This window comes from Shinella sp., from assembly GCF_052438155.1.
Taxonomy (GTDB): domain Bacteria; phylum Pseudomonadota; class Alphaproteobacteria; order Rhizobiales; family Rhizobiaceae; genus Shinella.
Map to the genome: position 1 here is coordinate 1 of NZ_JBQVPI010000029.1, position 22291 is coordinate 22291.

Sequence of the window (22291 nt, forward strand, 5' to 3'; positions counted from 1 at the left end):
CCGGTAGCTCGTCAGGCTCATAACCTGAAGGCCGCAGGTTCAAATCCTGCCCCCGCAACCAAATCAAACAAAGCCCCGATGCAGAAATGCAACGGGGCTTTTTGCGTTCCGGCTGGGCGGAACAAAGCATCGTCTGCAACCGCTTTGCAGGTGACCTCTTGCGCATTGAGGACCGCAAGGAAGCGGGCAAGGAATTCCAGCTTCGCCTGGCTATTTTTAAACTCCCCCGCCCGTACCCGGCGGCGTATTCGTTTTTGTGCCGGCCTAAGGACGTGCCGTGCGGCGGCCGAGGCGAAGCCGCACGGCAAGCAGCCTTATTCGGCGGCCTCGAGGGATGCCATGTCGATCACAAAGCGATAACGGACGTCGGAGCGTTCCATACGCTCGAAAGCCTCGTTGATCCCGTCCATGCGGATCATCTCGACGTCGGGCATGACGTTCTTGCGGGCGCAGAAGTCGAGCATTTCCTGCGTTTCGCGGATGCCGCCAATGGGTGATCCCGCCACGCGCCGGCGCCCGAGCAGCAAGGGAACGCTGTTGAACGGGCTCATCGGGCCGACCTGGCCGACGATCACCAGCGTGCCGTCAACATCGAGCAACGGCATGTAGAGATCGATGTCGTGCTTGACGGGCACGGTGTCGATGATCAGGTCGAAGCTGGACAGGGCGTCGGCCATGGCCTTCCCGTCGGTGGAAATCAGGAGCCTGTCTGCCCCCAATGCCCTGGCATCGTCTGCCTTGTCGCTGGTGCGGCTTAGCACCGTGACTTCAGCACCCATGGCGGCGGCGAGCTTGACGGCCATGTGACCGAGACCGCCGAGGCCGATCACGCCGACGCGGCTTCCCGGTCCGACATTCCATGTGCGCAGTGGCGAGTATGTCGTGATGCCGGCGCAAAGAAGCGGCGCGACACGGCTGATGTCGAGGCTGTCGGGCACGCGGCAGGCGAACTCTTCCCGTACGACGAGGTGTTTGGAGTAGCCACCACGGGTGATGTCGCCGGTGATGCGGTCGGGCGCGTTGTATGTGCCCGTGTTGCCTTCCCGGCACAGCTGTTCCTCGCCGCGACGGCACTGGTCGCAGCTCTGGCAGCTGTCGACCATGCAACCGACGGCAACGTGGTCGCCGATCTTGTAGCGCGTCACCGCGCTGCCAATCTCGATCACCCGTCCGACGATCTCGTGGCCGGGGACGAGCGGATAGACGGTCCAGGTCCAGTCGTTGCGGGCCATGTGCAAGTCCGAATGACAGACGCCGGAATAGAGGATTTCCATGACCACATCGTTGGCGCGTGGTGCACGGCGTTCGAAAGTGTAGGGAACCAGCGGTTCGTTGGCGTCCGTTGCTGCAAAACCAAAGCTTTTCATGGATATGCCTTTCGTTGATTTAAGAGGCTGGATTTCGTGCATCACCCCGGGTGCCGGCCACCGCGAGCCGGCCCCCGCGATGGCGACGAAAACGTGATGATCCAGGGGGCACTCCAGCCGTGGGTTGCCGAATGAAGGAAGCGCTCCTGCCGACCGGGAGCCTTATGGTCTGGAGCAGGCGCTCACCGGTCTCGGTGAGCGAGACGCTTGGTATGGTTCGCGTCAGAAGCCATACTCCCAAATTATTCCGGATCGTGTGGCTGAGAACCGAAGAGTAAAGACCGAGCTTTACCGCACCTTTTGCAAAGTTTTTGTTCCGGGCGACGACCAGGAAGGTGCTCAAATCACTGACGGTACCTCTGGCCACTACCGAATCCTGTTCAATACAGCGCGCGTATTTGCAGCCTAATCGTACTCTCCCCCTGGTGCTAGAGAGCAACCGCCCAGAGGTGTGTGCCACGATTTCCATCAAGGGCGCGCCGTTGTCGGAAGGCATTGACCCCAACGCCCTCATGAACGGGCATGGCCAGCGGGCCGGTTCGTAACGGGGCTGTGATAAACTGGTACGCCAATCCCATCGAAATGGATGCTGACGCAAGGTCCACGGACGGATAGCAAGGGATGGACGGCGTGCATTTGAAGGAATGGCGGAAACATGGACGAATACGACTACGTTGTTGTCGGCGCGGGATCGGCTGGCTGCGTGGTTGCCAATCGGCTTTCAGCGGGTGGCCACTATCGTGTTGCACTGCTGGAGGCCGGCGGCAGTGACCTGAACTTCTGGGTGCGCATGCCGATCGGCTATGGCAAGGCGTTCTACCATGACACGCTGAACTGGAAATATCTGACCGAACCCGTGCCGGGTTTCGGCGGCCGTCAAAGCTATTGGCCGCGTGGAAAGGTGCTCGGCGGGTCCAGCTCGATCAACGCCATGGTTTTCATAAGGGGCCAAGCCCAGGATTTTGATGAGTGGCGCGCGCTCGGCAATCCGGGCTGGGGTTACGAGGACGTGCTGCCGGCCTTCAAACGGATGGAAAACAACCTTTCCGGGGCTGATCAATGGCGAGGGCAGGAGGGACCGGTCACCGTCACCAATATCGAGAAAGTGGTGCATCCGCTTTGCGCGAATTATCTCGCGGGCGGGCAAGAGGCAGGCCTTGTACGCAACCCGGATTTCAACGGCGCGACGCAGGAAGGTATCGGCATCTATCAGATCACGACGCGCCACGGTTTTCGGTGCTCTGCCGCGACGGCCTATCTGGCCCCGGCGCGCAAGCGGCACAATCTCACTGTGATCAAGGCTGCCCAGGCGACCCGGCTGTTGTTCGACGGCAAGCGCGCGACGGGTGTCGAGTACAGGCAGGGCGGAGAGATTAGGCAGATCCGGGCACGCCGCGAGGTGATCCTGTCCGCCGGGGCCGTGAACACGCCGCAGCTTCTGCAGCTCTCCGGCGTCGGCGATCCTGCCTTGCTGAAGCGCCATGGCATCGAGGTCGTGCACGCGGCCACCGGCGTCGGGCGTAATCTGCAGGACCATATCGGCTTCGACCATCTTTACAGGAGCAGACGCCCGACACTCAACGATGTACTGCGCCCCTGGTGGGGCAGGCTCATGGTGGGGCTGCGCTATGTGCTGACGCAGAGCGGCCCGCTGTCGCTCAGCGTGAACCAGGGCGGAGGGTTCTTCCGCACCAGCCCGGAGCATACGCGGCCGAACATGCAGCTCTATTTTTCGCCGGTCAGCTATACACGCGCCCTTCCGGGGCGGCGGGCGTTGATGAGCCCGGATCCTTTCTCCGGCTTCCTCGTCGGGGTTTCCAACTGCCATCCAACGAGCCGCGGGCAGCTTGCGATCCGCTCCGCGGACCCTTTTGCCGCGCCCGAAATCCAGCCGAACTATCTCTCGACGGAGGAGGACGTGCAGGAACTGCTCGAAGCCGCGCATTTCCTGCGGCGTCTTTCCCGGACCGGCCCGATGCGCGAGATCATCGAGAACGAGATCCGGCCGGGCACAGATATCACGGGCGATGAAGAGCTGATCGCCGACATCCGGGAGCGCTCCGGTTCGGTGTTCCACCCCTGCGGCACCTGCGCCATGGGGCCGGACGCTACGACCTCGGTGGTGGATGCGCGTCTGCGCGTGTACGGCCTCGAGGGCCTGCGCGTCGTCGATGCCTCGATCTTCCCCCGAATCACTTCCGGCAATCTCAATGCGCCAACGCTCATGGTCGGCGAAAAGGGTGCCGAAATGATCCTCGCTGACGCCCGATAGCGTTCAACCGGCGCGGCGGCCCTGTTCCTTGCGCATGTCCTTCAGAACGGCGCCGAGGGTTTCCGCCGCACTTGCGATCATGCGCGGCGGCGCGGAGCTGAAGCCGAGGACAAGCCCGCGTTGCTTGACCGGCGTGATGGCAAAGCGGCTGATGGGGGAGACGAGGATATTGCGCTCGGCCGCACGGCGGGCGACGGCGAGTTCGTCGAAATCGTCGGCAAGGCGGCCGACGGTGTGAAAGCCCGTTTCGGTCGGCGCGACCTCCAGCATGCCCTCCATATGCCGCGCCGCGCCGTCGAGCAGCGCCTGGAGCCGTTCGGCATAGACACGCCGCATGCGACGGATGTGGCTGGAAAAATGACCGCATTCTATGAAGCTGGCGACGACCGATTGCAGGCTTGTGGCAGACCCCTGCAAGGTTGCCCCGGCGATGCGGTAGAAGACGTCGACCAGTCCTGGCGGCGCGACGACATAGCCGAGGCGAAGGGCTGCGAACAGCGCCTTGGAAAAGCTGCCGACATAGATGACGCGGCCGGACGTATCGACGCTCTTCAGCGTCGGCGGTGGATGGCCCGCATAGTGGAATTCGCCGACATAGTCGTCTTCGATGATCCAGGCGCCGGCTCTTTCGGCGGCCCGCAGCAGTTCGAAGCGGCGCTGGAGGCTCATCGTCACGCCGAGCGGGTGCTGATGGGCGGGGGTGACGAAAGCGAGGCGGAAATCCGGTGCGACCGCCAGCCCCTCGGCAACGTTGATGCCCTCCTCGTCGATGCTGAGCGGCACGAGCTTCGCGCCGGAGGAAATCAGGCTGTTGCGCGCGCCGATCGCGCCGGGATTTTCGATCCATACCGTATCACCGGGATCGAGCAGGGTGTTGCCGATGCGGTTGAAGGCATCCTGCGCGCCGTTGAAGATGAAGACCTGTTCGGGCTCGCAGGTGATGCCGCGGTTGGCGCGCAGGTGCATCGCGACGGCCCGGCGCAGCTCCATCAACCCTTCTGCCGGGGGGTAGCCGAGCAGCAGGTTGCGCGGCTGGCGCCAGTAGCGCGCGACCATGCTTGCCCACAGCGCCATCGGAAACTCGTCGAAGGCCGGAATGCCGGTGATGAAGGGGCGCGGGTTTTCCGGGTGCGCGAGGCGGGGAAAGTAGTGTTCCGAAGCGTCGGCGCTGAGCTGGGCAAGGCGCGGCGGACTGCGGATTTCGTCTTCGATGCCTTTCACCGCGATCCTCGCAGGGCGGCCGTCGCGCAGGGTTTCGGCCACATAGGCGCCGGCGCCGATGCTGGAGCGGATCAGCCCCTCGGCGGCGAGCTGCTCGTAAACGCTGATCGCCGTGGTGCGGGAAACCTCGTGGTCCTTCGCCAATGTGCGGCTGGAGGGCAGGCGCTCACCGGGCTGGAGTTCGCCGGAGAGGATCATCTCGCGGAGCGCCGAACAGAGCTGCGCGCTGATCGGCGTCCTGGACGTGCGATCGAACTGCAGCGTGGGCAGCAATGCGCCGCCCGGATATTTTACCATCTCGCCCTCCCGGCCTGTCGTCCCTTCGCAATAATGGTCCGCTACTAAAAGTAAAGTGGACCTTATCGCGTGAAGATTTTGCGATGATTGTCGTACCAGTACGCGGCGTCAAGGGCCGTTCCATCCGCCAGGCAGATTGGCCGTCAAACAGATTAGATTGTCATGAAGATCAAACGCATCGAGACCTTCTGCAACAGATATGTCGGCTTCGTCCGCATCACCGATGAAACCGGCGCCACCGGCTGGGGCCAGGTATCGACCTACAATTCCGACATCACGTCCGAGATCCTGCATCGTCAGGTCGCGCCCTATACGCTCGGCGCCGAGATCACCGACCTCGATGATCATCTCGACCGCATCTTCGAGCGCGAGCACAAGTTTCCGGGTTCCTATCTCTACCGCGCCATGTGCGGCCTGGACACGGCTGTCTGGGACCTGCGTGGCAAACAGGCCGGCAAACCGGTCGCGGCATTGCTCGGCGGCTCGGCCGGTCCGCTGCGCGCCTATGCCTCCTCCATGAAGCGCGATATCACACCGACCGCCGAGGCCGAGCGGTTCAAGCGCCTGCGCGACGAATACGGCTTCGATGCCTTCAAGTTCCGCGTTGGTGCCGAATGCGGCCGCAACCAGGACGAATGGCCGGGCCGGACGGAGGAGATCATCCCGACGATCGCCAGGGCCGTTGGCGCAGAGGCTGATCTGCTCGCCGATGCCAACTCCTGTTACTCCCCCGCGCGCGCCATCGAGGTCGGCCGGATCATGCAGGACAATGGCCTCGTGCACTACGAGGAGCCGTGCCCCTACTGGGAACTCGAACAGACGAAGGAAGTCACGGACGCCCTCGACATCGACGTGACCGGCGGCGAACAGGATTGCGACCTGCCGACCTGGCGCCGCATGATCGAGATGAAGGCGGTTGACATCGTGCAGCCGGATATCTGCTATCTCGGCGGCATCAGCCGGACGTTGCGCGTCGTGCGCATGGCTGAAGCCGCTGGAATCCCCGTGACACCGCACGCCGCCAATCTTTCCATGGTGACGCTTTTCACCATGCACCTGCTGCGCGCCATTCCGAATGCCGGGAAGTATCTCGAGTTCTCGATCGAGGGTGAGGACTATTATCCCTGGCAGGACGGTCTGTTCCGCAAGTCGCCTTATGAGATCGTTGATGGTAAGGCGACCGTGACCGACGAACCCGGCTGGGGTGTCGAGATCGATTCGGAATGGCTGGCGCGCTCCAGCTACCAGGCAAGCGAGGCGAATTGAGATGAGCACCGAAACCCTCGTCCACGAGTATTTCTCCAGCGGCACGCTCTCCGGCTTGCCCGATGGCCATTTCATCGACGGCGCTTTCGTCGCGGCCTCCGGCGGGCGCTCGATGGAAACCTTCGATCCCGGTGCTGCCCGTGCCTTCCATGCGTTCGCCGCGGGTGACGGCAGCGACGTGGACCGCGCGGTTGACGCCGCACGCCGCGCGCAGCGTGACTGGGCGCGCACCAAGGCGAGCGCCCGTGGTGCGATCCTTTTCCGCGCGGCCCAGATCATCCGGGCAGAGGCCGCTCGGCTCGCCGTGGTGGAAAGTCTCGACAGCGGCAAGGCCCTGCAGGAGGCCGAGGGGGACGTCGCGAGTGCGGCACGCTCCTTCGAGTATTATGCCGGCGCGGCCGACAAAATCCAGGGCGACACCTTTCCGCTCGGCACCGACTATATCGGCTACTCCATCGAGGAACCGGTCGGCGTCACCGCCCATATCATCCCCTGGAACTATCCACTTTCGACGGCGGCCCGCAGCATTGCGCCGGCACTGGCCGCCGGCTGCACCGTGGTCGCCAAGCCGGCGGAGCAGACACCGCTGACGGCGCTGATGCTTGCCGACATCCTTTTTCGTGCCGGTCTGCCTGCGGGTGTGTGCAGCGTCATCACCGGTACAGGCGCGGAAGCCGGCGGGCCGCTGGTCGCGCATCCCGGCATTCGCCACGTCACCTTCACGGGCTCTGTGCCGACGGGCATCCGGGTCATGCAGTCGGCGGCAGCCAATGTCACCAGCGTCGTGCTCGAACTCGGCGGCAAGTCGCCGCTGATCGTCATGGCGGACGCGGATATGGATGCTGCCGTCGAAGGCGTGCTCGGCGCCATCTATGAGAATGCCGGGCAGATCTGCTCGGCCGGCTCGCGCCTCGTCGTGGAACGCAAGGTGCATGCGGAACTGGTCGAGCGCCTTGCGGTTCGCGCAAGCGGCCTGACGCTCGGCCATGGCCTGCGCCGCCCGCAGGTCGGTGCGCTGAGTTCGGGTGCCCATCTCGACAAGGTGGCGGGCTATGTGGAGGGTGCTCGCGGCCGCGGCATTACGATTGCTGCCGGCGGTGAGCGCGCAACGGACCCTGAGAGCGGCACCGGCTGGTTCTTCCAGCCGACCATTCTCGATGCCGTCCGGGCGGATGACCCGGTGATCCAGGAGGAGATTTTCGGCCCAGTACTGTCGGTGCAGGTCGTCGAGGGCGAAGAGGAAGCCGTCGCCATCGCCAATGGGACGGATTTCGGCCTCGTCGCCGGCATCTACACCCGCGATTTCGGCCGCGCCCATCGCATGGCGCGCGATATCGATGCCGGGCAGGTCTACATCAACGAATATTTTGCCGGTGGCATCGAGGTGCCCTTCGGCGGCAACAAGCTGTCGGGTTTCGGCCGCGAGAAGGGGTTTGAGGCCCTGCGCAGCTATACCCGCACGAAGAGCCTCGCCGCGAAGATCAGCTGATCGTCATACTGGTCTTACCGCAAGGAGATAATGGACCTTTCAGGGGAGCCAATCTCCCTCTTTGATGGCAATGGCTAAAAATCGGGAACTAAGGGCCATCATCGGGAGTGAGGTGGCCCTCTTCAGAAAAGAACGCCGGAGAAACGGCGGCTTTCAACAGCCAAATGGAAGAGGAGAACAGCATGAAATCGACATTCGCGCTCGCCGCGACGACGGCGCTTGCCCTCATCGTCGCAAGCACTGCAGCTCACGCAGATACCCTGCGCCTGCTCACCTGGGGCGGCTACGCGCCCGATAACGTCATCAAGCTCTTCGAGGAAGCCAACCCCGACATCACCGTCGAGGTCACGCTTTCCAACAACGAGGAAATGGTTGCGAAGCTCCGGGCAACCGGTGGCGCCGGCTACGACCTCGCCCAGCCGAGCCATGACCGCATTTTCGCGGCCCAGCAGGAATACAACATCTACAAGCCGCTCGATCTCTCGAAGATCGACACCGCGTCGCTCGCACCGAACCTTCTCGACGGCGTGAAGGCCAATGCGACGATCGACGGCAATCTCTATGCCGTGCCGCATCAATGGGGCACATCTGGCGTCGTCGCCGATATTTCCAAGGCGCCGAACGTCAAGGGCTGGGCGGATCTCTGCAATCCGGAATACAAGGGCCGCACCTCGATGCGCCTGCGCCGCACCATCCTGCTCGGCACGGCCTTCTCGCTCGGCAAGGACCCGTTCGCGCTCTATGGCGACAAGGCCGCCTACCAGGCGATGCTCGACGAGGTGACGGAAAAGCTGATCGCCTGCAAGGACAACGTCAAGACCTACTGGAACGGCGGCGACGACCTTTCGACGCTCCTGCTCTCCGGCGAAGTCGTCGTCTCGGAAGCCTGGGATTCGACGGCCTTCAAGCTTTACGCCCAGAACAAGAACCTGGTCTATGTGCCGCCGGAAACCGGTGCGCTTGCCTGGATCGACACCTTCGTCATCCCGCGCAAGGGCGAGGCGGATGACGCCGCCTACAAGTGGATCAACTTCGTCATGAAGCCCGAGATCGTCAAGCTGATGTCGGATTCGACGGGCGCAATTGCCGCCGTCAGCAACGGCATCGATCTCCTGCCGGATGAAAAGAAGGCCGCCGTGAAGGCCGCCTTCGACGAAAAGGACCTCGCGAACCTGAAGTTCTTCGCCAATATTCCGGCGGGTCTTGAGGACATGGAAGGCAAGGCGCTCGAGCGCATCAAGGCCGCCGCGTCCAACTGATCGCCTCTGAAGGCGTGACACCAGCCGGCCGAGGGATTGCCTTGGCCGGCTGTTTTCAAAATGGCCGCCTTGCGGCCGCGATTTGCGAGCACCCATGCACGACCTTCAATGCGAAAGCCTGAGCAAGCGGTTTGGCGCCTATACGGCCGTCAACAGCGTGTCCTTCAATGTCCCGCGCGGTTCGTTCTTCTCCATTCTCGGACCCTCCGGCTGCGGCAAGACAACGCTGATGCGCATGATCGCGGGCTTCGAGGAGCCGACGAGCGGTGACATCCGCATCAAGGGGCAGTCCGTGCTCTCGACGCCGCCGAACAAGCGGCCCGTCAAGATGGTGTTCCAGCATCTCGCCCTCTTCCCGATGATGAATGTCGGCGAGAATATCGCCTATGGGCTGCGCTGCCGCGGCGAGAACAAGATGGACATTACCCGCAAGGTGGCGCAGGTGCTCGACCGCGTCGGTCTGCCGGGCACGGAGCAAAAACAGGTCGCCCAGCTTTCGGGCGGGCAGAAGCAGCGTATCGCCATTGCCCGCTGCATGGTGCTTGAACCCGACGCCCTGTTGCTCGACGAGCCGCTCGGCGCGCTCGACCTGAAGCTGCGCGAGCGCATGAAGATCGAGCTGAAGCAACTGCAGCACCAGTTCGAGACGACGTTCCTCTACATCACCCACGACCAGTCGGAAGCGCTGCTGATGTCCGACAATGTGGCTGTCATGAATGCCGGCCAGTTCGAGCAGATCGGCTCGCCGCAGGAACTCTACCACCATCCGAAGACCGGCTTCGTCGCCGGTTTCGTCGGCGACAGCAACCGCTGGCCGGGCCGCGCGCTTTCGGTGGCGGATGGCAAGGTGCGCGTGGCGCTTGACGGCGGCGGCGAGGCGATAGCGACGGTCGGTGACGACCGGATCGCGGCGGGCAGCGCGGTCGAGCTTTTCGTGCGTCCGGAAGTGCTTTCGGTCGGTACAGGCGCCGAAAACCGGCTTGAGGGAACCGTCGAAAGCCTGCTTTTCAACGGGGCAAGCAGCCGCATCCTGGTGCGCACGCAGGGCGGCAACCTCGTCGAAGTCGGCCAGGCCGTGATGGACGACAGCAGCCGCGCCACACCGGGTGCCAAGGTCGATATCGGCTGGAGCCACGGCCATGGCCGCTGCTTCAGCGTGTCGAGGTAACGGCGATGGCGCGCTCGGACGTCACGAAACTCTCCTTCATCCTGCTCTTCGCGCCCTTCGCGCTGTGGATCGCGCTGCTCATCATCCTGCCGCAAATCGGCATCGGCTATATCTCGCTCAGGGAAAAGGTGGGGCCGGGCGAATACACGTTCGGCGTCTCGAACTACGTCGCCTTCCTCTCGGAGCCGATCTACTGGAACACGCTGCTGCGCACCGCCTGGATGTCGATCCTGGTGACCGCGATGGCGCTCGTCGTCGGCTTTCCCGTCGCCTATTACATCGCCAAGATCGCGCAGCGCCGCTCGCGGGCCGCCCTCTTCCTGATGTGCCTTATCCCGCTCTGGGTGAGCGACCTCGTGCGTGCCTTCGGCTGGATCGTCATCCTGCGCGAGACTGGTCTCGTTTCGACCTTCCTGCAGAAGATCGGCCTGGTCAGCGGTCCCGTGGAGTTTCTCTACAACGACGCCACCGTGGTGATGGGGCTCGTCTACACGGTCGTGCTGTTCATGATCGTGCCGCTTGTTTCCACGCTCGACGGCATGGACAATTCGCTGATCGAGGCGGGTTACAATCTCGGCGGCAGCCGCTTAACGGTCTTCCGCCGCATCGTCGTGCCCTATGCCATGCCCGGTATCGTCGCCGGCTGCATCATCGTCTTCATGCTGACGGCGGGCAGCTACCTCACGCCCATCCTGCTCGGCGGCAAGAACAGCATGTGGTTCACGGAGCAGATCTACGAACAGTTCGTGACGCGCTACAACTGGGAGTCCGGCGCGACCTTCGGTGTCCTGCTTCTCGTGTTCACCTCGTTCGTCGTCTGGCTTGGGCTGCGGTTGACCGGCCAGAGCCTCGCCTCCACCGTCGCAAAGGACTGATCATGAACGTTGCGGCCCCGCAATCGCCTCTCCTCCGATGTGTCTACCGCGGCTATATGCTGGCGTTCCTCATCTATCTCGCCGCACCGCTTTTCGCCGCCGGCATGTTCGCCTTCAACGACTCGATGTTTCCGGCGCTGCCCTGGAACGGTTTTACGCTCGACTGGTTCTTCAGCAGCACGGAACCGAAGATCGGCATGTTCCATGACCGGCGACTGCTGCGCGGGCTGCAGAATTCACTGATCATCGGCGTCGCCGTCTCCGCGATGGCGGTCGCCGCCGGCACCTGCAATGCCTTCCTGTTCGAGCGCAAGCAGTTTCCCGGCAAGAACATCTTCTACATCCTGATGATCGTGCCGCTCGTCATTCCGGGCGTCATCCTCGGCATCTCGCTTCTGGTTTTCGCCAGCATGATCGCCAACGGCCTGGAAGAAACGTTCGGAATCGAATGGGACTTTTTGCGCCCCGGGATTTTTCTCGTCATCCTTGGCCAGTTCTCGTTTCTCACCACCATCACCTCGCTGGTGATTGCCGCGCGGCTGAGAAAGTTCGACATCGCGCTGGAGGAGGCGGCCTTCAATCTCGGCGCGACGCGGCTGCGCGTGCTGATGACGGTGACGCTGCCCTATCTGATGCCGGCGCTCTTCTCCGCCTTTGTCGTCGCCTTCCTCGTCTCGTTCGAGAATTTCAACACGACGCTGATGCTGGTCGGCTCCGATGCGCCGCTGACGATCACCATGTACGACCGCATGGTGAAGGTCGGCTCGACGCCGGTGCTGAACGCTGTCTCATTCTTCCTGATGGTGGGATCGGGGGCGCTGGCTTTGCTCAGCGTGGTCGTGCAGCGCAAGGACGAACAGGCGTAGTCCCTGCGAAAACGATTTGACCAGCCCCGGCACTGCGCGGGGCTGGTCTTAAGCTGTTGGTACCGGCCGTTACTTGGCCGCGTTGTACTTCGCGTCGACCTCGTTGATCGCCTGGACGTTGCCGGCGGAGCGGCCGTTTTCGTCAAACGTTTGGGCGAGATAGGCGTCTGCGATGGCCTTGGCGAGTTCCGTGCCGATGACCCGGGCGCCCATGGTGATGATCTGGGCGTTGTTGGAGAGTGCTGCGCGCTCGGCGGAGTAGGTGTCGTGCGTCAGCGCGGCGCGGATGCCCGGAACTTTGTTGGCCGAGATGCAGACGCCGATGCCCGTGCCGCAGACGAGGATCGCGCGGTCGTATTCGCCGGCGATGACGCCGGAGGCGACGCGATCGGAGAGGGTGGCATAGAAGGCGTCCGGGCCGGCGTCGGTGCGCGAGACTTCGTGCACGTCGTGGCGGTCCTTCAGGTGATCGGCGAGAACCTTGGCGAGGCCTTCGCCCGCGCTGTCACCGGCAATAGCGAGTTTCATGAGAAGTCTCCTTTCAGATGGTGGCGGCGCAGCGCGCCAGGATGTCGAGATAACCTTCAACCTTCCAGGCTGAGCGGCCGATGAAGAGCCCGTCGATATTCGGGCAGGCGATCAGTTCCTCGCAGTTCTGCGGGTTGACCGAGCCGCCGTAGAGGCAGGGAATGCGGCGGCCGAGGATTTTTTCCGCCACGTCGGCGATCTCGGCGTGGCGCGCATCGGCGTAGTCCGCCGTTGCCGGAATACCCTTTTCGCCGATCGCCCAGACGGGCTCGTAGGCGAGCAGGATTTCGGCCTGTTTCTGCGTTGTGTTAAGCCTCGACAGCGCACCGCGTACCTGCTGCGCCAGCACTTCGGTCGCATGGCCGCCTTCGCGGTCGGCGAGCGTCTCGCCGATACAGATCAGCGGCACGAGGCCATGGCGCACGGCAGCCTCGGTCTTGAGGCCGACCGTCTCGTCCGTCTCGCCGAAGTGTTCGCGGCGCTCGGAATGGCCGAGTTCGACGAGGTCGAGGCCGCAATCCTTCAGCATCAGCGGCGAGACCTCGCCCGTCCAGGCACCTTCGTCCGCCCAGTGCATGTTCTGCGCGCCGACCTTCACGGACGTATTGGCGAGCATCGTCTTGACTTCGCGCACGGCGGTGAACGGCGGGATGATGAAACGCTGGATGCGCGCATCGCGGCCGCTGTCGGCCGCAGCAAGACCTTCTGCGAAGGCCTTCGCCTCGGCGAGCGTCTTGTTCATCTTCCAGCTCGTGCCAACCCAGAATGTCCGGCTTTGGCTCATATGGTTGTCTCCTTGTGGGCGATCCGCACCACGGTTTTTCCGTCGCCGAGTTCGGCCAGCGTGTCGTGGGGGAGGGGTTTGTCGGATAGGACGGTGTCGAATTCCGCGAGGTCGGCCAGCACATGCAGTGCCGTGTGGCCGAAGCGGCGATTGTTGATCATCAGGCAGGACTGGCGGCTGGACGTCATCATCGCCCGCTTGGTGCGCACGACGGCTTCATCCATGTGGTAGGCGAGGCGCCCTGCGGCTGCGGGTGCGGAGATAAAAGCGATGTCGGCGCGCAGCCGCGACAGCGCCTCTTCCGTGACGATGCCGAAATAGGCGTTGAACTTGGCCGAATAGACGCCGCCGAGGCCGATCAAGCTGACGCCGGAAACGCCTTTCAGGCGTTCCATGATCGCCGCATTGTTGGTGATGATGGTGATCGGCTTTTTTGCCGCCAGCACGTCGCCGAGCACGGAGGCCATCGAGCCGTCGTTGATCATGACCGTCATGCCGGGTTCGACGAGATCGGCGGCGGTTTCGGCCAGCGCGCGCTTCACATCGGCTTCCTGCAATTCGCGGAAGCGAAAATCACTCTCGAACTGGGTGCCGGCATCGATGGTGGCACCACCGCGCACCTTGCGCAGCACGCCGGCCCGCTCCAGATCGTCGAGGTCACGGTGGATGGTCATCTTGGAGACGCCGAAGCGCGCCGCGATGTCGTCAAGCTCGACAGCCCGGCTTTCGACCAGAAGATTGATGATCTCCTGCCTGCGCTCTTCCCGTTTCACCGCGTTCTCCATCCTCACGCTGCGGATAGTTCTATAACATCATGTTTGTGAAATTATAACATAGATTTTGTGATTTTGTGATTTTTGTCACGCAGAGCTTCGCAGGAGCAACCGTGCCGTCCGTTCGTCCGTGATCAGTCCATGGAGCTTATGGCTGTGCAGGACGGCGCGGATGGCCTCGGTCTTCACCGGGCCGCCGGCGATCGCCACGATGCGGTCCTTGCCGTCTTCCGAGAAGGATGCGGCGAGCGTCCGTGCCGTCACCGATGTTTCCAGGATGCGGCCCTTGTTGTCGAAGAAATGGCCAAGCAACTCGCCCACACCGCCAAGGGCCGCGATCTCCTCCAACTCGTCCTGCTGGAGCATGCCGGATTTCACCAGGTGTGCCTGGTTGTCGACCGTGCCGATGCCAACGATCTTGAGGTCGGCGCTGCGGGCAAGATTGAACACCTCGCTGACGCCGCGCTGGGAGAGCAGCACTTCGCGGTCCTCTTCCGTATTGGCGAAGAAGGGCACCGGCATCACATAGGCCTGGGTGCCGGTCTTTTCCGCGAGGCGATGCATGACGTCATAGGGATTGGCAGCATAGTTGCGGGTAAGCCCGCCGAGCAGCGAGACGAAGCGTGTGCCGCTGGCGCTGATCCGCGGCAGGTGGCGAACGGCGGCCGAAAGCGTGCGGCCGTGGCCGAGGCCTATGACGGCAGATTCGCCCCGTTCGATTTCGCGCCGGAGGAAATTTGCTCCGGCATGGCCGAGTGTGGTCAGCGCGAGCGGGTCGTCGTCAATGTCGGGCGAGACCTCGCAGTAACCGAGCCCGTAGCGGGTAGAGAGTTCGACCTCCAGGTTGGCGCATTCGGCAATGTGACCGTCTATACTGACCTTCACCACGCCCTCGGCAACCGCCCGCGCGATCAGCCGGTGCGCCTTCACCGATGGGATGCCCAGGCGTTTTGCTACAGCGGACTGGGTGAAGCCGCCGATATAGTGCAGCCAGGCGGCGCGGACGGCGAGGGAATCTTCATTGTCGATCATCAGTGGTGTCCTGCCTTGCTTTACACCCGGAGTGATTTTTCAGATCAAGCCTTAGCAAGCGGACCAGCAGCGGTCAGCCCAGCTTGAGATCGGAAACACCGGTATCGATATACGGCGCCCAGAAGGCAATGCTTTCGGCGATCTGCGGAATGACCTGCCGGTCGTTCGGCTCGCGCTCCTTGAAGGAGAGTTCCAGGCAAATCTCGTTGTCGACCGCGCCGCCCTCGGCGAAGGCCTTCAGCAACGGTTCCGGCTGGATGCGGCCCTTGGCGTTGAACTCGGCGGTGAACGGCCGGTGGCCACCCTTGTCCATCAGGCTCTGCTTGATGTGGATGATCGGCGAGATTTTCGGCACCGCACGCGCCCAGGCATAGGGCTCGAAGTCGTCCGGGTTACTGGAGGTCACGTCGCCGTGGTCGATATCGGCCATCATCCACATCGGAATGGCCATGTCGACGGCGGTCAGCCGATCCTGCAGCTTGATGCATTCGGCAATGGTCTCGCCGAATTCGCGGCCGATGCTCATCGGCTCCCAGAAGACATAGGAGAGGCCCGCACCCTTGGCGTGCTCGGCAACTTCTGCCCAACAGTCGATCGCGATCTGGATCAGTTCCTCGCGGCGTGCCGGATCGTCAAAGTCCTTGTAGGTGAAGACGGCGAACTGGGTGCCGACGGAGGTGCCGCCGAGATCGCCGATGATATCGGCAAAGGTCTTGAACCAGTCGACATAGTAGCGCCGCACATCCGCATCCGGATGGCCGAAATGGTTGAGGCGGCCATAGGGGCCGGTCATGCCTGACGTGACGCGCACGCCGGTCCGTTCCAGCGCCTTGTCCATCTGCCGCGTCAGCCGTCGGATCGTTGCGGCATTCCAGCTCGGATTGATGAACTCGTGGGTCAGCTGGAGATCACGCAGGCGAAGGTCGCGCGCGACGGCCTCGATCAGGTCGTCGGGATCGGCAAAGCGGTTGACCAGCGGATTTGTGTTCAGCGAAAGCGTCAGCGGCATGGTCGTCCTCAGGCGGCGGCAAGGCGGGTGGCGTTGAACCAGTCGGCGAAGGCCGCGCGCTCGGCTTCCGTCATATGCAGGTAGTGTTTGGTGCGGCGATAGAGGATGTCTTGCGCTGTCTGCGCCCATTCGCTGGCGACGAGATAACGGGCCTCCGCCTCATAGAACTGGCCGCCGAAATGCCGGCCAAGGCTTTCAAGATTGGTGGCACCAGCGATGACATTCTTGGTGCGCGTGCCGTAGAGGCGGCCGTAATGCTGCACCAGCTTGCGCGGCATCCACGGATAGGTATCGCGCAGGCTGTTGGCGAAGGTCTCGTAGTCGGCATTTGGCATGTCGCCACCGGGAAGCGGCGCCTTCTCCGTCCAGTCACCGCCCATGCTCGGGAAGATATGCGCAAGACGGTGCATGCCGCGCTCGGCGAGCTCGCGGAAGGTGGTGATCTTGCCGCCGAAGACATTGAGCAGCGGCGCGCCGCCGGTCTCGTCGAGATCGAAGACATAGTCGCGGGTGACGGCGGAGGGGTTGCCCTTGCCGTCGTCGAACAGCGGGCGCACGCCGGAGAAGGAATGCAGCACATCCTGCCGGCGCAGCTTTTCCTTGAAGTAACGGTTGACTGCCTTCAGCAGGTAGTCGATTTCCGTCTCGTCGGCGGAGACGTCTTCGGCGCGTCCTTCATAAGCGATGTCGGTGGTGCCGATCAGTGCCTTGTCACCCTCATAGGGGTTGATGAAAATGACGCGCTTGTCGTGGTTCTGCACCAGATAGGCGTTCGCGCCCGCCCAGAATTTCGGAACGATGATGTGGCTGCCCTTGACGAGACGCACATTGCGCGAGGAGTTCGAGCCGGCGACGCGGTTGATGACGTCGGAGACCCAGGGGCCGGCGCAGTTGACCAGGCACTTGGCGCGGAAGGTCCGGGTTTCGCCGGTCGTGCTGTTCTTCGTCGTCACCGTCCAGGCGCCGTTTTCGCGGCGGGCGGAGACGGTCGGTGAGCGCGTCAGCACCACGGCACCTTTTTCCGCTGCACCCACGGCATTCAGCGTCACCAGGCGGGCATCGTCCACCCAGCAGTCGGAATACTCGAAGCCGCGGGTGTACTGGTCGAGGATCGGCGTGCCTTCGGGGTCGCGTGCGAGATTGAGCGTGCGCGTGCCGGGCAGCTTCTTGCGGCCGCCGAGATGGTCGTAGAGGAACAGGCCGAGCCGCACGAGCCAGGCCGGACGATCTTCAGGGCTGTGCGGCAGCACGAAGCGCATCGGCCAGATGATGTGCGGGGCGGCGTTGAGCAGCACTTCGCGCTCGATCAGCGCCTCGCGCACAAGGCGGAACTCGTAATATTCGAGGTAGCGCAGGCCGCCATGTACCAGCTTGCCCGAGCGCGAGGAGGTGCCTTCGGCCAGATCGTCCTTTTCGCTCAGCACCACGGAAAGGCCACGGCCGGCCGCATCGCGCGCAATGCCGGCACCATTGATGCCGCCGCCGATCACGAAGAGGTCAATAAGCTCGGGCTCGTTCATCTCAATCTCCTTCGACGCCTCACGGGGAGGCGCAATCGTTTTCTTCAGCGCGCGGCCAGGATGTCCCAGGCGGGTGTTATGCCCCGGCGAACATCCACATAGGCGGCAAACAGGCGCGTCATGCGTTCGGTGTCTTCGGGCTTGGGTTTTTCAGCATCGCCGAGCTCGGGAGTGACCCAGTCGGCAATGCAATCGTCCATCGTGCGGTAGGCGCCAATCGCCACGGCCGCCATCATCGAGGCGCCGGCGGCACCGGCCTCTTCACGGGTGCTGACGCGAACCGGTGCGCCAAGGGCAGCACCCAGCGTGCCACGGATCGATGCCGAGCGGGCCGCACCGCCGCTGACGCGGAGTTCGGAGGGCAGGGCGCCCATGGCCGAATAACAATCGCGGGTCGCCATGCCGAGGCCTTCGACGACGGCGCGCACGAGATCCGGATAGCGATGGCGGCTGGTAAGCCCGGTGAAATTGGCGCGGGCACGGGCATTGACGAAGGGGCCGCGTTCGCCGGCCTCGGAAATGTAAGGATGGTAGAGGATGTTGCCGGGCTTGCTTGCGGCAAACCAGGCATCGACGCGGCCGATCATGCCGTTGAGCCCGACGGTGACGCCGAATTCGCCCAAGAGGTCCGCGCCGAGTTGCAGCAGCCAGTCGAGGTTGATCGTCGCGCCCATATTGGTCTGGACCTGGGTGACCACACCGGGAATCGGCAGCGCGATGACGTAGCCGGTACGCTCGGCATTCAACACGACGTCGGAAACCGATTTTGCCAGAAGGTGCACGCCGGTCGAGCCGATGGCGGAGCAGGCGGCGTTGCGGCCCTCGCTGCGCACGCCGGCACCGAGCGCTGTCATACACATGTCGACATAGCCGAGGCAGACGGGCGTGCCGGCGCGGAGGCCGGAGGCGGCAGCGGCTTCAGCCGTCAGAGGATGGGTGGTCTCCGTGCCTTCGATGACTTCCGGCAGCAGGCCGCGGCGATGCGTCAGGCCAAGTGCTGCAAGCACGTCGCTGTCATAGCAGCGGGTTCGGAAGTTGCCGAAGGTGAAGCTCACTTCGGAAGGGTCGGTGGCGCGGATGCCGGTCAGGTTCAGGTAGAGCCAGTCCTTGCAGTGCATCGCCGTTTCGGCGCCGGCAAGCAATTCCGGGAAATACCGGTCCATATGGGCGAGCTGCGTGCCCTGCTGGCAGGTGTTGAGGCCGGTGCCGGTCGCCTCGAACCGTGCGCGGTCGGCGTCAGTGGCGGTAAGCCGCTCGACGGTCGGCGCCGCGCGGGCATCGAGCCAGAGCCAGGCATCGCCGGCCGGACGGTTGCCGGCCCCAACAAGCCAGGTGCCATCGCCCTGGGCGGTAATCGCAATGGCGGCGGTGCGATCGGCAAGGCGGTCGACCTTGTCCGCCAGCCCGCGCAAGGCGCGCGTGCAGTCGAGCCAGGTCTGGTCGAGCGATTGCGTGACGGAGCCGTCGTCGCCGGTGGTGTAGGTATTGCGGACGGAGGCGCTGGCGATCTGGCGGCCGGTCAGCGTAAAGGCGACGGCCTTCATCACCGAGGTGCCGGCGTCGATGCCGATGATCAGGTCTGCCGCTTCAGCCATGACGCGCACCAACGGATGCCGCGACAGCCTGCGTCGCTTCGCCTGACCCGAAACAGAGCATTCAATCCTCCCGATCGTCTTTCACGAAAGCGTGCGTGGCCTTGCAGGCCATCCGGCCGAGGCCAAATTGGCCTTCCAAGGACTTTATCACGGAACTCCCAAGTCTCGGAAGAGAACATAACACAAAGCTATCGTATGTCTCGTAAAATTTTTCGGACTTCGAAATTTTTTTCAGGTATGGTGAGTGTAGGCAAGGCGTGAGGCTTGGGTATGTTTTCCGCGATGTCCTCGTTATTCCTATGAGGGATTTGTCGCGGCGCTGCGACCTTTGGAATGCCAATAAAAGTGAGTTTTTTCACGTAATATCAATCAGATGAGTTTCGTTCTTTGCTTCTGCCCCGGCTCCATTCGTATGGGCGCGCCTGGGTTTGCAGGGCAGAACTAACCCTCGCCTTGCCAAGCGGAGAGCTGAAGAGGCGCCATGCCTGAAGACAATGTGATCGAAAAGGCAGATTGACAGCCTGCGTTAAGTTAACATATATACTGGGACATATAACACGCATATATCGCAACTGCGAAGATGTGTGCAATGCAGCGCAAGGCAGGTGAGGAGACCTGGCCGGCGCCTTCATGGGGAGGACATCATGACATGTTCTGTACGGAAGACAGTGACGCCCGCCTGCGACGGTGCAAGCAGGTCCGTCGGCGTGCCCCTGCGGTCGGCCCCGTGCCGGCGCAGCCACTGAAGTACCCTCCGTTCAATCGCAAGGCCAATCGACATGACTGACACCACGCTATCGAAGTCGCCGCAGTCTCCGCGAAGCTATCGCTGGATCGGCATTGCCGCCGCCGTCGTGCTGGTCGGCGCCATGGCGTTCGACACGACGATCGTGCAGATCGGCTCCGAAAGAGACGTGCAGGTGCAGAAATTCTCGCCGGAAGCCTACGGTGCCGAGCAGTTTCCGCTCATCAAGCAGAGCGTCGAGACGCGCGCCGTCGATGCTGTCGAACTTTCGACGGCGATCGCCGCCGACAAGAAGGCGGCAGCCGAAAAATACGGCGTGGCGACCTCGGTCGGCCCGGTCCTTCCGGTCAAGTTCACCGGCGTCGTCGGCGAGCGCAAGGCCAATTACAACGTTGTCGCCGTCGAAGGCCTGCCGGCCGAGTTGACCGTACGGGTGCAGACTGGTCCTGCACTCAACGGCACGGACCTTCGCGATGCGACGGGCCAGATCGAGTTCGGCCAGTTCAAGAACCAGATCGAGTACCAGGACGCCGGCTCGGCGATCAACAACGAGGTCAAGAAGGTCGTGCTCGGTGGCATCGATCCCGCAGCCCTTACCGGCAAGACCGTGTCGGTCATCGGTGTCTTCAAGCTGGTCAACCCGAAGAGCTGGATCGTCATTCCCGTGAGGCTCGACGTCCAATGAGCGCGCTTGTCGATACCGGCCCGAAGGGTGAAGTCGTGCTCGCCGCGCGCAACGTGGCGAAGTCCTACGGCAGCGTGCACGCCCTCAAGGGCGTCAATTTCGACATTCATCGCGGCCAGGTGACGACGCTGTTCGGCGAGAACGGTGCCGGCAAGTCGACCCTCATGAAAATCCTCTCCGGCGTGGTGCAGCCCACCGCCGGCGAGATCATTCTCGATGGAGAGCCCATCGCTTTCGCGTCATCCTCCCAAGCACGTGACCGCGGTATCTCCATCATCCATCAGGAGCTCAGCCTCGCTCCCAACATGAACGTTCGCGACAACATCTTCATGGGTCGCGAAATCATGACGGCAACGGGCGTGGACTTCGCTGAAGAAGAGCGCCAGACGCGCCTCCTGATGGCTGAACTGGAAGAGGACATCGATCCTCTCACCCCCGTCGAGGAGCTTCGCCTCGGCCAGCAGCAGATCGTCGAGATCGCCCGCGCCCTTTCGGTCAATTCGCGCATCCTGATCATGGACGAACCGACCTCGGCGCTCAGCGCATCCGAAGTCGAGGTGCTGTTCAAGGTCATCCGCGACCTGATGAGCCGCGGTGTTTCCATCGTCTACATCTCGCACCATCTCGAGGAAGCCCTGCAGATCACCAACCATGCGGTGGTCCTGCGCGACGGCGCGATGACGGCCTATGCCGAGCGCAAGGACATCGATCTCGAATGGATCGTCCGCCACATGGTCGGCGATAATTTCGATCTCGGCTCGCCGCCAACCGGCTATGACAAGGGCGCTGTGGCTCTCTCGATCGAGGGGCTGACGGTGGCGGATCCCGGCGGTGCCGGCTATTCGGTGGTCGATGGGCTTTCGCTTTCGGTGCGTGAAGGCGAGATCGTCTGCATTTACGGCCTCATGGGGGCCGGCCGCACGGAATTGCTCGAGACGGTCGCTGGTCGCCTCAAGCCGACGGCGGGCAAGGTCGTGCTGAAGGGCCGGGACGTTACCGGCCAGTCGATTTCGGCCTGCATTCGCAATGGACTCGTGCTCGTGCCGGAAGACCGGCAGCGCGACGGCCTGGTGCAGACGATGAGCGTCGGCCGCAACCTGTCGCTTGCCAGCCTCGGTGCCTTCACGCGCGGCCTCTTCACCTCCACCTCCCGCGAGGCGGCGCTGATCAGCGAGGCGATCCGCAAGGTGCATATCAAGACGGATGGCGGTGCCGCACCGATCGGCTCGCTCTCCGGCGGCAACCAGCAGAAGGTGGTCATCGGCAAGATGCTGGCGACCGAGCCGGAAGTCATCCTGCTCGACGAACCGAGCCGCGGCATCGATATCGGCGCCAAGGCCGAGGTCTTCAAGCTGCTCGCCGAGCGCGCCAAGCATGGGCTTGCCGTCGTCTACACCACCTCCGAGGTCGGCGAATGCCTCAGTATCGCCCACCGCATCATCGTCATGCGGCGTGGCCGCATCTCCGCCGAATTCGGTCCCGACGTGACCAAAGAACAGATCATGGCCGCCTCCGGCGAAGCCGTGCATGCCCACTAGGA

The 22291-nt window shown here is 63.2% G+C and carries 19 protein-coding genes; 9 read left to right on the forward strand and 10 right to left on the reverse strand.

The features are described from left to right. Positions 1 to 314: 314 nt before the first annotated feature. Together ACT6VE_RS29230 and ACT6VE_RS29235 are read right to left on the reverse strand one after the other, a co-directional pair. Positions 315 to 1367, reverse strand: coding sequence for an NAD(P)-dependent alcohol dehydrogenase (locus tag ACT6VE_RS29230; RefSeq protein ID WP_444801779.1), 1053 nt, complete (start codon positions 1365 to 1367; stop codon positions 315 to 317). A 19-nt stretch (positions 1368 to 1386) separates the two neighbouring features. Then, positions 1387 to 1881, reverse strand: a complete 495-nt coding sequence (locus ACT6VE_RS29235) for a LysR family transcriptional regulator (protein ID WP_444801780.1) — start codon at positions 1879 to 1881, stop codon at positions 1387 to 1389. A 141-nt stretch (positions 1882 to 2022) separates the two neighbouring features. Here ACT6VE_RS29235 and ACT6VE_RS29240 point away from each other — a divergent pair, with 141 nt between their 5' ends. Beyond that, positions 2023 to 3639, forward strand: coding sequence for a GMC family oxidoreductase (locus ACT6VE_RS29240; RefSeq protein WP_444801781.1), 1617 nt, complete (start codon positions 2023 to 2025; stop codon positions 3637 to 3639). Positions 3640 to 3642: 3 nt separating this feature from the next. Here the strand turns inward: ACT6VE_RS29240 and pdxR are convergent, their stop codons facing one another. Next, a complete protein-coding gene (pdxR, locus tag ACT6VE_RS29245) occupies positions 3643 to 5157 on the reverse strand; it encodes a MocR-like pyridoxine biosynthesis transcription factor PdxR (RefSeq protein ID WP_444801782.1) in 1515 nt (504 codons plus the stop codon). A gap of 162 nt (positions 5158 to 5319) precedes the next feature. Here pdxR and ACT6VE_RS29250 point away from each other — a divergent pair, with 162 nt between their 5' ends. The 6 genes from ACT6VE_RS29250 to ACT6VE_RS29275 all read left to right on the forward strand — a co-directional run bounded on the left by ACT6VE_RS29250 (position 5320) and on the right by ACT6VE_RS29275 (position 12080). Continuing rightward, entirely contained in the window at positions 5320 to 6423 is a 1104-nt protein-coding gene (locus tag ACT6VE_RS29250; protein ID WP_444801783.1) for a mandelate racemase/muconate lactonizing enzyme family protein, read from the forward strand. A gap of 1 nt (position 6424) precedes the next feature. Next, entirely contained in the window at positions 6425 to 7912 is a 1488-nt protein-coding gene (locus tag ACT6VE_RS29255; RefSeq protein WP_444801784.1) for an aldehyde dehydrogenase family protein, read from the forward strand. A gap of 182 nt (positions 7913 to 8094) precedes the next feature. After that, positions 8095 to 9171 carry an extracellular solute-binding protein gene (locus ACT6VE_RS29260; protein ID WP_444801785.1) on the forward strand — a complete coding sequence of 359 codons (1077 nt, stop codon included), beginning with the start codon at positions 8095 to 8097 and terminating at the stop codon, positions 9169 to 9171. Between the two features lie 94 nt (positions 9172 to 9265). After that, positions 9266 to 10339, forward strand: a complete 1074-nt coding sequence (locus ACT6VE_RS29265; RefSeq protein ID WP_444801786.1) for an ABC transporter ATP-binding protein — start codon at positions 9266 to 9268, stop codon at positions 10337 to 10339. 5 nt (positions 10340 to 10344) lie between these two features. After that, positions 10345 to 11214 carry an ABC transporter permease gene (locus tag ACT6VE_RS29270; protein WP_444801787.1) on the forward strand — a complete coding sequence of 290 codons (870 nt, stop codon included), beginning with the start codon at positions 10345 to 10347 and terminating at the stop codon, positions 11212 to 11214. A gap of 2 nt (positions 11215 to 11216) precedes the next feature. Beyond that, a complete protein-coding gene (locus ACT6VE_RS29275; protein WP_444801788.1) occupies positions 11217 to 12080 on the forward strand; it encodes an ABC transporter permease in 864 nt (287 codons plus the stop codon). Positions 12081 to 12149: 69 nt separating this feature from the next. Here ACT6VE_RS29275 and derI read toward each other — a convergent pair whose 3' ends face one another. From derI to ACT6VE_RS29310, 7 genes are all read right to left on the reverse strand, one after another. Next, on the reverse strand, positions 12150 to 12608 hold the full coding sequence (gene derI / locus ACT6VE_RS29280) for a D-erythrulose-4-phosphate isomerase (protein WP_069060916.1): 459 nt from the start codon (positions 12606 to 12608) through the stop codon (positions 12150 to 12152). A gap of 13 nt (positions 12609 to 12621) precedes the next feature. After that, positions 12622 to 13392: a triose-phosphate isomerase gene (locus ACT6VE_RS29285; RefSeq protein WP_444801789.1), complete on the reverse strand. Its 771-nt coding sequence runs from the start codon at positions 13390 to 13392 to the stop codon at positions 12622 to 12624. Then, positions 13389 to 14165, reverse strand: a complete 777-nt coding sequence (locus tag ACT6VE_RS29290) for a DeoR/GlpR family DNA-binding transcription regulator (RefSeq protein WP_444801790.1) — start codon at positions 14163 to 14165, stop codon at positions 13389 to 13391. Before ACT6VE_RS29290 ends, ACT6VE_RS29285 begins: the two co-directional genes overlap by 4 nt. Positions 14166 to 14252: 87 nt before the next feature. Next, positions 14253 to 15197 (reverse strand): sugar-binding transcriptional regulator, encoded by a 945-nt coding sequence (locus ACT6VE_RS29295; protein WP_444801791.1) that lies wholly within the window; start codon positions 15195 to 15197, stop codon positions 14253 to 14255. A gap of 73 nt (positions 15198 to 15270) precedes the next feature. Then, positions 15271 to 16206, reverse strand: coding sequence for a sugar phosphate isomerase/epimerase family protein (locus tag ACT6VE_RS29300; RefSeq protein WP_444801792.1), 936 nt, complete (start codon positions 16204 to 16206; stop codon positions 15271 to 15273). An 8-nt stretch (positions 16207 to 16214) separates the two neighbouring features. Continuing rightward, positions 16215 to 17726 carry a glycerol-3-phosphate dehydrogenase gene (locus ACT6VE_RS29305; protein WP_444801793.1) on the reverse strand — a complete coding sequence of 504 codons (1512 nt, stop codon included), beginning with the start codon at positions 17724 to 17726 and terminating at the stop codon, positions 16215 to 16217. Positions 17727 to 17770: 44 nt separating this feature from the next. Then, complete coding sequence (locus ACT6VE_RS29310) at positions 17771 to 19321, reverse strand: FGGY-family carbohydrate kinase (RefSeq protein ID WP_444801794.1); 1551 nt, start codon at positions 19319 to 19321, stop codon at positions 17771 to 17773. Between the two features lie 779 nt (positions 19322 to 20100). On the opposite strand from ACT6VE_RS29310, the gene ACT6VE_RS29315 reads away from it, so the two are divergent. Next, positions 20101 to 20751: a DUF2291 family protein gene (locus ACT6VE_RS29315; RefSeq protein ID WP_444801795.1), complete on the forward strand. Its 651-nt coding sequence runs from the start codon at positions 20101 to 20103 to the stop codon at positions 20749 to 20751. Then, complete coding sequence (locus tag ACT6VE_RS29320) at positions 20748 to 22289, forward strand: sugar ABC transporter ATP-binding protein (protein WP_444801796.1); 1542 nt, start codon at positions 20748 to 20750, stop codon at positions 22287 to 22289. The genes ACT6VE_RS29315 and ACT6VE_RS29320 overlap by 4 nt, the downstream gene beginning before the upstream one ends. The last annotated feature ends 2 nt before the right edge of the window (positions 22290 to 22291 follow it).